The organism is Polaromonas sp. P1_G2 (assembly GCF_056405515.1).
The window spans coordinates 1-11,715 of record NZ_JBFUBY010000122.1 but is presented as its reverse complement, the minus strand read 5'-3'; the positions used below and the strand labels follow the sequence as shown (position 1 = coordinate 11,715).

Here is an 11,715-nt window from a genome sequence, read left to right as displayed (position 1 = left end):
AGCTTGCTGTCGATGTTGCGGATGTTTTCCTTCAGCGCCTGGCGCAGTTCGGCCGCCACCTTGGGCGTGGACTTGCCGTGGCCTTCGGTGACTTCATGCTCAAGCTTGGCCAGCGCGGCCTGCACGACGGCCGAGGATTTTTCGCGCATCTCCTTGAGCACGGCCGGATCGATCTTGGCCTTGGGCGCGCGCGCGGGAGCCTCGCCTTCGGCGGGAGCCTGGCCGCGGGCGGCGCGCAATTCGTCGGCCCACACGGGCACGGCGGGCAAAGGCGCGGCGGTGTCTTCAGCAGCCTTCTGGGCCTGCGCGAGCGCGCCCTGGAAAGCGTCCCACACGGCGAGCAACTGCGCCCGCGATGCGTCAAGCAGCGGCGGGAATTTGGCGTCCACGCTAGCCCAATTGGCGTCTTGCGTGATTTCACCGGCCTGCGACTGCCAATGCGTGACATCGCCGCGCAAGGATTCGAGGGCGGCTTCGGCATCGCGCCATGGTTTGAGCGACAGCACTTCGGTGCGCTGGGCCAGCAGCACGGCGGCTTCGCGCTGCACCTGGGTGCGGTGCTGCAGGTCTTCAATGGTCTTGACGCGCTCGGCCAGCTGCGCCTTGAGGCCGGCCAGCGGCTCCTTGGACAGGGGCGCGCCGGCCTTGGCGGCATCGCGCTGCCAGGCCAGGGCGTCGGCCAGGTTGAGCTTGGGCGCGGCCAGCAGCGCCTGGGCCTTCTCGGCCCATTCGGCGGCGACCGCTTCCTGGCCCTTGCTGCGCTTGATCTCGTCGAGCTTTTCCTTCAGCGGCTTGGCCGCGCCCTTGTCGCGGTTGGCCAGGTCCTTGTAGACCTCGGCCATCTGCTCGGCCGTGGGCTCGGTCGCCAGCCACGTGCGGATGCGCGCGGCGCGATCGCCGGAGGTGGGCGCGGAAAACGCGCCGCCGGTCAAGCCGTCCAGCGGATGGGCTTCGGCCTGCTTGGTGGTGGGCGTTTTCACGGCGGGGGCTTCGGGTTTGGAGGATTTAAACATGGGAGCGCAAGGTCAAAAAAATAGGTGCCGCCGACCACAAGGCGCCCTTGGTGAACGGGAGCTTCGCGGAGCGGCAGCGGGTGTTGGAGTGGATGGAAGGCCGTGCCGCGCAACCTGTGTTGCACATACCAGCCCGGCCCCATAAAAGCTTTATCAATAAAGCACTGGCGCTATTTTCGCCTTTTTTAGGGCATCGCCAAATTCAGCTCCGCGCGGGGCGTCCATTTGGCCTCCGGCGGGATGGTTTTAGCGGCGCCCAGGAACAGCCTTTCAGGCGGCAGGTCGCGCGAGGCGAGGTAGTCTTTGACCGCCACGCCGCGCTGCACGGCCAGCTCGCGCATGGCGTCGTCATTGACCTTGATGTCGGCCAGCAGCAGTTTTTCCATCTCGGGCACGGACAAATCCTTGGCCAGGCCGATCAGGTTGCGCGGCTTGGGCATGTCGGCGCGTTTGTAGACTTCCTTGAGCAAAGCCGGGTATTCGGCCGGGCTGATGCTGACGGCGGCCGAGGTCGTGCCGCCCTCCTTTACGGTGATACGGCGCTTTTCGGCGCGCACCAGGGCATCCAGCCGTTCGCGCTTGAAGCCCTCGCGCTCGGCCTCGACGCTGCTGGTGCCCACCACGGTGAGCCTGAGCGAGGGCCTGTCGGCCAGCGCCTTGGCAACCTTGTCCAGCCCGGCCTTGGCCTCGGGGCCCAGTTCGGCGCTGCCGGCGGCAAAGCCCACGGTGCTGAGCTCGTCCCCGCCGCCGCCGAAGGCGTTGGCCAGCAGGCTGAACGGCGCGGTGATGGCTTTCACGATCACGTTGACGATGACCTTGACGATCACGGGGCCGAGGCTGAACTGCGGGTCGTTGAGCGAACCGCTGATGGGCAGGTCGATGTCGATCACGCCGTTGCGGTCGGCCAGCAGCGCGACGGCCAGCTTGACCGGCAGGCTGGCGGTGGAGCCCGGCACTTTCTCGCCGAAGCTCAGCTGGTTCAGGATGACCTTGTTGGTGGCGGTAAGTTTGCCGTCGGGCTGCACCAGGTAGCTCACGTCGACGCTGAGCTTGCCGCGCTCTATGCCGTAACCCGAGTACTTGACGGAGTACGGCGACAGCGGCGGCAGCTCCAGGTCGCGCACCTTGCCCTTGATGTCCAGCGCCAGCGGCTTGGCCAGCGGGTTGAGCTTGCCGAGGATTTCGAGCGAAGCCGTGCCTTCGGCGCGCCCGCGCAATTCAAGGTCGGCCATGGCGGGCGCCGCTGCCGGCCCAGCGCCGGCCGGGGCCGCGGGTGGCTGCGACGAAAAAGCGCTGAGCTTGCCGGTCAAATCGCTGAGGTCGGCCGAATAATTGGGTTTGACGAAGCGGTCGGAAAACAGCACCTTGCCGTTGATCAGGCTGATGGGGCCGAAGCTCACGGCGGGCGGCAAAGCCGCCGCGGCCTGCGCGCCTTTTGCATCGGCGGCAACTGTTTTCGCTGAGGCAACAGGGGCGGATGCCGGCGCGGTGGCTGCACTCGCCGTGCCGCCTGCCACCGCCGCCTCCTTCGATTTGACCAGGTCCTGCAAGTTGATCCGGCCGTCGGGCATGACGATCACGCGCGCGAAAAAGTCGCTGAGCACCGTTTCCTTGACCTCCACCCGCGTCGCCTTGGCCGGGTCCAGCGCCACATGGAAGCCGCGCAGGTTCAGTGCTTTCCAGGCCAGCAGGTCTTCGCTKGGGGCCAGCGTGTTGGCGCGAAACTCCTCCAGCGACACGTCGCCCGTCACCTGGGCCTGCGGCCCGGCCGGCAGCTGGCGGTAAGCCACCTTGCCCTTGAAGCTGGCATCGGCGCGCAGCAGCTCGATATTGAGGGTATCGGCGAAATAAGGCTCAAAGGCCTGCACCGGCAGCCGGTCGACCAGCAGGCGCCCCTGGGCCTGCAGAGGGGCCAGCCCCAGGCTGCCGTTGAAATCGACCTTGCCGGGCTCGAAGCGGCCGGCCGCCAGGCGCAGCGAGGCGGTCAGGGGCATGGGTTTCGCTGCCTGTGCCCGGGACGCGGGCCTGTCGTCCAGTATCAGCCCGCCCAGCTGGGCCTTGGCGGCCGTGACCTCGAAGGCCACCGGCCTGGCGCCGGCCTTGTCGGAAAACGACATGGCGCCGCCTTCAAGCTGCACATCGCTGATGGCCACGGCCCAGGAGGGCGCGGAGGCGCGGGTGGCCGCATCGGTGGGCGGCGGGGGCGATGGCGGCAAAGCGGCCTTGCCGGGGCCGACCATCCAGCGCTCGTACATCCAGCGCTTGTCGCTGTCGCGGTCGACCAGGGCTTTGGGCTGGGTCAGCTGCAGCCTGCCGGCCTTGAAGCTCTGGCCGGTCACGTCGATGTCCACCTGTGCCAGGTCCACACGCTTGATCGACACCAGCGAGACCTTGCCCTGGGCCAGTTGCACCTCGCTGACCGCGACCTGCGGCGCCGTGAGCCGCAGCAGCTGGGGCTTGTCGCCGCTCGCCCCCTGCCAGTGAATGCCCAGCTCGGCGTCTAGCTGGCCGTTCAGCGCCGGCAGCAGGAACTGGCCCACGTATTTGGCCGCCATGCCCAGCGGCCAGGCCGTCACCTGGGCGGTGAGTTCGGCGGCCTGGTCGGTGGCGCTGCCCTTGAAAGTCAGCAGCGCCGGGACGGCCGGAGCCTGCGGCGCGGCGGGCCTGGCGCCGGCTTTGGAGGGCGCGGGCACAGGGGCGGCAGGCGGCTCAAGCCCCACCGAGCCGTCGAATTGCAGCGGTGCGCCGGCCGAAAAAGGCATGGCGATGGCCGTGGCGTTGAGCACCAGGCCGCCCATGCGGATGTCGGCCGGCGAGGCCAGGGTTTCGTCCAGCCAGTTCACGCTGCCCGCGCGCACGGCCACACGGGCTACCTGCACCTTCCAGGGGGCGCTTGCCGGCGCTTTGGCCGAAGYGCCCGGATTTGCCGGCTTGCTGGCGTTGCCTGCGGGAACCTTTACGAAACCTTGAGTGTCTGCTTCACTTTTTGTAGCAGTCGTGGCGGCGGGCGGTAACAGGTTGAGCCGCCCCGCCCGGTCGCGGATGACGGACAGCACGGGCGCACTCAATTCGACCGCTTCAAGCTTGACGAATTGCTCCAGCGGGCGCACGTCGGCCATCGTCACCTGCAACCGCTCAAACGCGAGCAGGTCGGGCCGGGACGCCGGTGGAACATCGCCGCCATCACGTTTGCCCGCCGATTTGCGGCCGGGGGCCGGGGCGGGAACAGCGGCCGGCGCCTGCCCCGCCACCTGCAGGCGCACCTTTTCCGCCGTCACCGTGCCGGAGATGCGCACCACCGTGGCCGGCGTCTGCTCGAACGCCACTTTGGCGTCGGCATGCAGCACGGCACTCTGCAATTTGAAGGGCAGGCTCGCCGGCCAGTAGGCCAGGTAGGGGTTCAGGTCAAAGCCGCGCAGAGTCAAGGTGGCGTCGGTTTTATGGGTCTGGGCAAAGGGCGTGCCCTCGGCGGCGGTGTCAAAACTGCTGCCGTTGAGCTTGAAGGCCAGGTGCGGCGAGGTCTTGATCTCGCGCTGGGACTTGAGGTTGCTCAGGAAGGGCACGGAGAGGTTCAGCTCGCGCAGCGCATGGGTCTTGCCGACGGACTGGTCGCTAAAGTCCAGGCGCCCGCCGCTCAGCACGATGTTGTAGACCGCAAAGCGTGGCGGATCCCCGGCCGGCTGGTCCGCCGGCGTCTTCAGGCGCTCCAGGATGTCGTCGATGTCATAGCGGCCCTCGCCTTTGTGGGTCAGAAAAGCCACGGGTTCGTCGACCTGCACGGCGTCGGCCACCGGCGCCAGGCGCAGCAGGGACTCCAGTTCGGCGTCTATATATATGCGCTTGATGGAAAGCTGGGGATTTTCCTGGGGAACTCCGGCAGCGCCGGCCTTGGCGATGGCCAGGTCGCGCAGGGTGAGTTCGAGCGACCAGGGCTTGAAATCGACCGCGCCCACGGTGACCTGCCGGCCCAGTTTTTCAGAGGCGATCTTCTCGAGCTGCGACTTCAGAAGGGTGGGCACGGCCGCATAGGCCAGCGCCCAGAGCAGCAGCAGCGCGCCAAGCGCCCAGGCGGCACGTCGCCGCCACAGGGGCGAGCGGGCCAGGCCGGCAGCCCGTGCCGGCAGGGTTTTTGCGGTGTTCCGCCATTCGATTTCGCGCCATTTATTCTTCAAGTCAGGGATTGCCATAGGCGACGAGTTTTTAACGCCGGCGCCAATCGGTCAATGACTTATTTGAAAAAGACGGTCACCCGAAAGGGCATAGCCCCCCCAAAAGAAAAACCCCGGGCAGTGAGACCGACCGGGGTTGACGGCGGGCGTTTATGCTCATGCCGTCGGGTTTCCGCAAAAGAGAGATGAATCGTCTCCAGTGCGATGAAAGCAAGTGATTGCTTCCAGATTTTCCGGGGTTGGTTACCCGGTTGGATGCGTGAATGAACACGCAATTGCAGGTTAAACCTCCAGCGCCGGGCAGGCAAGACCATCTTTTCAATCACAGGGACCGGAGTGATTGGCGCTGCCTTTGTCCGGCCCGAAAGACGCCTGAATCACCCCAACAGTCCCACATGGACCATCGAAAACCGCCTACAGCCGGACCCGCGATCCGCTGATCCGGTATTTTTCACGCCGAATTTAACTTAGAGCTTGGTCTCAAAAAGAGGCCGTAACTACCTTGATTCAGGCGGATTCTGCCGAGAATCAAGGTTTTTATTTGCTTAATTGATATAAGAAATTAATCTCTTATTATTGACAGGTTATTTAACGACCCCATAGAATCCCGCCAGTCCCACAGAAACCTAGGGACAACCCGAATCTCCGCTGCCCCATTCATCAAAGAAGCCGGCAACGTCAAACAGGGGTCAACACCCACAAGGCATGCCTTGGTTTGATGGCGACCCAATCAAAGCCTGCTTGGCCTCTCAAGGGCCTGCAAGCGTAGAAAGGAGTGCTATGACAGCGCTAGGACAATTCGGCCTTGAGGCGCACTTGAAAAGTGTACAGAGCGGTATTTCAACCATCGCCGATGACATCGCCCAGGGCTTTTTCGAGATCACCCACAACAGCTTCGCCCTCCTGGGCCTGGCGGTCGTGTTCGCGGTGATCACACTGACGGCCCGGCCCGACTTGCGTCAGGCCGGTGAATTCAAGCTCATGACCTGGCTGCAGCAACGCCAGGAAGCGGCCATCGGTTTTACCGAGCCCGCCGCCATTGAGCGTGCCACGGCATCCAATCCCAAAGACCTGCCGGCCCAGCAGGCGGCGGTGGCCTACTGGCTGAGCAAGAAATACGGCGTGGCGCCCGAGCCTTTGAGCGTGCTGGTGGCCGAGGCCTTCGAGATCGGCCAGAAGGCCAAGCTCGACCCCACCCTGATCCTGGCCATCATGGCGATCGAGTCCGGCTTCAACCCGTTCGCGCAAAGCCCCGTGGGCGCCCAGGGCTTGATGCAGGTCATGACCAAGGTGCACCACGACAAATACGACAACTTCGGCGGCAAGCTGGCGGCCTTCGACCCGGTGACCAACCTGCGCGTCGGCGTCAAGGTGCTGCAGGAATGCATCGCCCGCGCCGGATCCGTGGAAGGCGGCCTCAAATACTATGTGGGCGCCGCCAATATGGAAGACGACGGCGGCTACGCCGGCAAGGTGATGGGGGAGCACGCCCGCCTGCTGGCCGTGGTGGCCTCCGCGTCCAAGCGCGGCAAGCCCYCGCCTTTCTTTGCCGAGCCCGGCACTTCGCGCCCGGTCCCGGCCTCCCTGCCCGGCAAGTCCGAGACGCCGGCCTCCGAGGGCAAGACGCCCGAGAAAGTGGCGCTGTTGAGCCAGTCCTGATCCCCGCCGGCGCGGCCTCCAGGCCCGCCGCTTGCACCGCAAAGCCGGGCCGCCGCCAGCGCCCGGCTTTTTGCTTTCCGGGCCACGGGTATGGGACGGGCTGCCACGGATTTCAGGCGCTCTCAGTTACACTAGCCGGGTGCGCAACTGGCGATAGGCTCAAGGTTTTCGCAACCATTGGAGCTGACGTGGGACACCACTGGGAAGCGCACCGCTGACAGCCGTTGGGCCTCAGCGTTCAGCCGTTCGCCTGGGCAGCCCTTGTTTCATTTAGAGCCGCGGCTCATATGAATAGCAGGGACCACGTCTTTAAGGACTGCCATGTACCACCGCAATATCCTGGTCGAACAGACCGATCCCGAAATCTTTGCCGCCATCCAGGCCGAAAACGCCCGGCAAGAGCAGCATATCGAGCTGATCGCCAGCGAAAACTACGCCTCGCCCGCCGTCATGGCCGCGCAGGGATCGCAGCTCACCAACAAATACGCCGAAGGTTATCCCGGCCGCCGCTACTACGGCGGCTGCGAACATGTGGACGTGGCCGAGCAACTGGCCATCGACCGTGTCAAGGCCATCTTCGGCGCCGAAGCCGCCAACGTGCAGGCGCATTGCGGCGCATCGGCCAACGAGGCCGTGTTCCTGGCCTTCCTCAAGCCCGGCGACACCATCATGGGCATGAGCCTAGCCGAAGGCGGCCACCTGACGCACGGCATGGCCCTGAACATGAGCGGCAAGTGGTTCAACGTCGTGTCCTACGGCCTGAACGACAAGGAAGAAATCGACTACGACGCCATGGAGCGCAAGGCCCTTGAGACCAAACCCAAGCTGATCATCGCGGGCGCCTCGGCTTACAGCCTGCGCATCGACTTCGAGCGCTTCGCCAAGGTGGCCAAAGCCGTCGGAGCGATCTTCATGGTCGACATCGCCCATTACGCCGGCCTGGTGGCCGCGGGCGTGTACCCCAACCCGGTGCCGCATGCCGACATCGTCACCTCGACCACGCACAAAAGCCTGCGCGGCCCGCGCGGCGGCATCATCCTGATGAAGGCCGAGCACGAAAAAGCCATCAACAGCGCGATCTTCCCCGGCCTGCAGGGCGGCCCGCTGATGCACGTGATCGCGGCCAAGGCCGTGGCTTTCAAGGAGGCCATGACGCCTGAGTTCAAGGCTTACCAGCAGCAGGTCGTGAAAAACGCGCAGATCGTCGCCGACACCCTGACGCAGCGCGGCCTGCGCATCGTCAGCGGGCGCACCGAAAGCCACGTCATGCTGGTCGACCTGCGCGCCAAGGGCATTACCGGCAAGGAAGCCGAAGCAGTGCTGGGCAGCGCCCACATGACGATCAACAAGAACGCCATCCCGAACGACCCGGAAAAGCCCATGGTCACCAGCGGCGTGCGCATTGGCACCCCGGCCATGACGACCCGCGGCTTCAAGGACGAGGAAGCCCGCGCCACGGCCCACCTGATCGCCGACGTGCTCGACAACCCGCGCGACGCGGCCACCCTGGAAGCAGTCCGCGCCAAGGTTCACGCCCTGACCAGCCGCTTCCCTGTGTACCGTTAACCATGGCGGACGGCGCGGGCACCATGGTTTTCATCGCTGCCCCTTCCGTCCTCAATGGGCCAAAGACCAATCGATGCTTTTAAGTTCAGGTCAACACCCATGAAATGCCCTTTCTGCGGCCACCTCGAAACCCAGGTTGTCGAAACCCGGGTGGCGGAAGACGCCGACTTCATACGCCGGCGCCGCCAGTGCGGCGCATGCGAAAAGCGCTTCACCACCTACGAGCGGCCCGACGTCACCTTCCCGTCCATCGTCAAGAAGGACGGCCGGCGCATCGAGTACAAGCGCAGCAAGATCCTGGGCTCCATGAACCTGGCGCTGCGCAAGCGCCCCGTCAGTACCGAGCAGATCGACTCGGCCATCGAACGCATCGAGGAAAAACTGCTGAGCCTGGGGGTGCGCGAGGTGGCCTCCAACCGCCTGGGCGAGCTGGTCATGCGCGAACTCAAGAAACTCGACAAAGTGGCTTATGTCCGCTTTGCCAGCGTCTACCGCAGCTTTGAGGATATTGACGAGTTCAAKACCCTGGTGGATGAGGTCAGGCGCTAAAGCGCCGGACGCGCTGACCGTTCGTCACGCAGACCTGACCGGGCGTCGAATACAGGAGGCGGGACCGGCGAGGCATGCTCACAATTGCGCATGTTCGAAAATCTATCGATCGCCGGCCCTGCCACCTTCCGCCCCCAACCGCCCTGGCGTGTCATGCGGCGAATCCAGCATGGATTCACCCTGATTGAGGTGCTGGTGGTGATAGCCATCATCGGAATCCTGACGGTCCTCGCAACGCCCTCCTTCATGGGCCTGCTTGCCAACGCCAATATCACCCGCGCCACCAACGGGTTTATCTCGGATACCCGCTACGCCCGCGGTGAAGCCATGCGGCGCGGGAAAAGCGTGACGATCTGCAGGACCGCCAACTACACCGCGGCAAGCCCGACATGCTCCACCGGTAACGGCGCGACCGTCGGCGGCTGGATGCAGGGATGGGTGGTGTTCGTTGACAGCAATGGCAACGGCAGCTTCGATGCCGCGACCGACATCGTGCTACGCGCCCAGGAGCCCATGGCCGGCGTCAGCGATTTTTTCGCGGTCGGCGTCTCCACTCCGACGGCTGTCGCCACGGGCAACGGCATCATCTATGACGGCACCGGCCGCGCCATAGGCCAGTCGGGCCGATGGCTGGTGCATGCCTCGGGCTCGTTCGCCACCAACGCTTACTACACCCGTACCCTGTGCATGAACGCAGTGGGCAGGGTCAAAGTCCAGACGGGGGACGTCGCATGCTAGGCCTCACCAGAAAAGCACCTCCTTCACGCAAGGGGCAGCGAGGCTCCTCGCTGCTGGAGGTCCTGATTTCCATATTGCTCATGTCCTTTGGCATGCTGGCACTCGCCGGCATGCAGGCCTATTCGGTCGCGGCGCAGAAAAACGCGGCCAACCGCGCCATCGCCAGCGCCCTGGCCACGGAACTGGCGGAAGTCATCAGGCTCAACCCGACCGGACTTTCAGGCGGCAACTATGACGTGGCGCTGATGACCACCAGCAGTCCTCCCGCCCTCGCGCCCTGCGCCTTTCCCAACTGCACAACCCCTGCGACACTGGCTGCCGCGGACCTGACGGCCTTCCAGAGCCGGGTTCGTGCGTTGCTGCCCCAGGGCGGCGTCGAGCTGGCCCGGCCCGGTGCCAGCGCAACCCAGGCCAACATCTGGATTCTCTGGGAAGAAGCCGGCGTGCTGGACAACTCCCGCAAGGTCGCCGGCGTCGACCAGTCCGCCGAATCGACGTCCGACAACTGCTCGGCCACCGCCAAAGCCCTGCCAACACTGCCACGCTGCTTTTACATGAAGGTGCAGTTATGACTTCGCCCGCAAAAAGCTGCCCGCGGCAGCGTCCTCGCATGCCCGCGGCAAAGTCCGCAGCAAGGCAGCAGTCAGGCTTCACCCTGATCGAACTGCTGATCTCCATGACACTGGGCATGGTGATCATCGGCGCGCTGGTGGTCATGTATCTCTCCGGCAGCACGGCCACGCGCAACGCGCAGGCCCAGGGCCAGATGAACGAGGACGCCCAGATGGCCCTCGGCGTCTTTACGCAGGAACTGCGCCAGGCGGGGTACAACCCCACGCGCACCGGCGGCGTCAAGAACGACCTGGGCCTGGGCGGCTGGAACCTGTACGCCTGCAACACGGGCTTCACGGATCCCACCGTTGCCGCCATGAGCGCCTTGAGCTGCGCAGGATCCGGTGGTTTTTCCCTGGCCGTGGCCTACGAGGCAGACCTCAACAGCGGGAAAAACACCTCCGGCGGCCTGCCGATGGACTGTATCGGCAACGGCGTGGGCGCCGCGGGCGCTCCTTTCTACATCATGCAGTCGCGCATCGCCATCACGAACAACACGCTGACCTGCCGCGGAAGCGGCAACCTGGCGCAATCGCAGGTGCTGGCCGAAAACATTGAAAGCGCGACGGTGAATTTCGCGGTGGCCGAGCCCGCCGTCCCCAACAGCCAGAATGTGCGCGGTTACCTGAGCGCCTCCGGCATCACCACCCCCACGGATGTGGGCCTGGCGGCCCTGCCCCTGCTGGACCGCTGGAACAAGGTGGTTGCGGCGCAAGTCTGCGTGGTGGTCAAGAGCGAAGACCGCGTGCTGGGGGACCTGGGTACTTCGAGCACAAAGCCCAGCTATCAAAATTGCGCCGGCACCGACGTCGACATCACCGACGGCAAGCTGCGCCGCGCCTATCGCACCACGGTGCTGTTGCGCAACCATGGAGTGGGTTATGTCAATCCCTGAACCACGCCAAACCGCGAAGACGAAGATGCACGGGCAGCAGGGCGTCGTGCTGATTGTGGCCCTCATCATGCTGATGATTCTTTCGGTCCTGGCCAGCATCTCGATTCGCGGCGCCTCGTCGACCGAGCAAGTGGCCAACCAGAGCCGCCAGCAGGCGCTGGCCCGGCAGACCGCCGAAACAGCCCTGCGCTTCTGCGAACAGCAGGTGCAGCTCTACGCCGCCAACCCCGCCACCGGCTTTGCGCCCGAGGCGGCCCCCGTCGGCGCCGGGACGCCCTACTCCTGGGCCACCATGGCCAACTGGGACGCCGCGACACCGGTGGCCAGCCTCAAGACAGTCACGGTCACCTCGTCCGGCGACGCGGGAACCAAGCTGTATTTCACCCGCCAGCCCGAGTGCATGTCGCAGTACCTGACCCCTGCCGACACCAAAGTTTTTGTCACGACGGCCAGAGGCTTCGGCCCTGAAGTCGCCGCGAAAGATGGAAGCACACCCCAAGGCACCGAGGTGTGG

8 protein-coding genes, 1 pseudogene and 1 riboswitch are annotated in these 11,715 nt (G+C 65.1%); of the genes and pseudogenes, 7 read left to right on the top strand and 2 right to left on the bottom strand.

Annotation, left to right across the window (positions count from 1 at the left end):
* Window positions 1–1,013 (bottom strand): annotated as a pseudogene (locus tag AC1D0P_RS13940) (DUF349 domain-containing protein); the annotation flags it as partial.
* A 185-nt stretch (window positions 1,014–1,198) separates the two neighbouring features.
* A complete protein-coding gene (locus AC1D0P_RS13935; RefSeq protein WP_477677283.1) occupies window positions 1,199–5,185 on the bottom strand; it encodes a DUF748 domain-containing protein in 3,987 nt (1,328 codons plus the stop codon).
* A 777-nt stretch (window positions 5,186–5,962) separates the two neighbouring features.
* On the opposite strand from AC1D0P_RS13935, the gene AC1D0P_RS13930 reads away from it, so the two are divergent.
* From AC1D0P_RS13930 to AC1D0P_RS13900, 7 genes are all read left to right on the top strand, one after another.
* Window positions 5,963–6,841 (top strand): lytic transglycosylase domain-containing protein, encoded by an 879-nt coding sequence (locus AC1D0P_RS13930; RefSeq protein WP_477677282.1) that lies wholly within the window; start codon window positions 5,963–5,965, stop codon window positions 6,839–6,841.
* Window positions 6,842–6,974: 133 nt separating this feature from the next.
* A riboswitch (ZMP/ZTP riboswitch) is annotated at window positions 6,975–7,104 on the top strand.
* A gap of 58 nt (window positions 7,105–7,162) precedes the next feature.
* On the top strand, window positions 7,163–8,407 hold the full coding sequence (glyA, locus tag AC1D0P_RS13925; protein ID WP_477677281.1) for a serine hydroxymethyltransferase: 1,245 nt from the start codon (window positions 7,163–7,165) through the stop codon (window positions 8,405–8,407).
* 99 nt (window positions 8,408–8,506) lie between these two features.
* Window positions 8,507–8,956: a transcriptional regulator NrdR gene (gene nrdR / locus AC1D0P_RS13920; protein WP_477677280.1), complete on the top strand. Its 450-nt coding sequence runs from the start codon at window positions 8,507–8,509 to the stop codon at window positions 8,954–8,956.
* A 90-nt stretch (window positions 8,957–9,046) separates the two neighbouring features.
* On the top strand, window positions 9,047–9,694 hold the full coding sequence (locus tag AC1D0P_RS13915) for a GspH/FimT family pseudopilin (protein ID WP_477677279.1): 648 nt from the start codon (window positions 9,047–9,049) through the stop codon (window positions 9,692–9,694).
* The gene (gene pilV, locus AC1D0P_RS13910; protein ID WP_477677278.1) at window positions 9,688–10,266 is read left to right on the top strand and encodes a type IV pilus modification protein PilV; all 579 of its coding nucleotides are present in this window, start codon (window positions 9,688–9,690) and stop codon (window positions 10,264–10,266) included. Before AC1D0P_RS13915 ends, pilV begins: the two co-directional genes overlap by 7 nt.
* A complete protein-coding gene (locus AC1D0P_RS13905; protein ID WP_477677277.1) occupies window positions 10,263–11,201 on the top strand; it encodes a PilW family protein in 939 nt (312 codons plus the stop codon). Before pilV ends, AC1D0P_RS13905 begins: the two co-directional genes overlap by 4 nt.
* On the top strand, window positions 11,188–11,715 hold a 528-nt coding region (locus AC1D0P_RS13900; protein ID WP_477677276.1), incomplete at its 3' end, for a pilus assembly PilX family protein. The genes AC1D0P_RS13905 and AC1D0P_RS13900, both read left to right, overlap by 14 nt.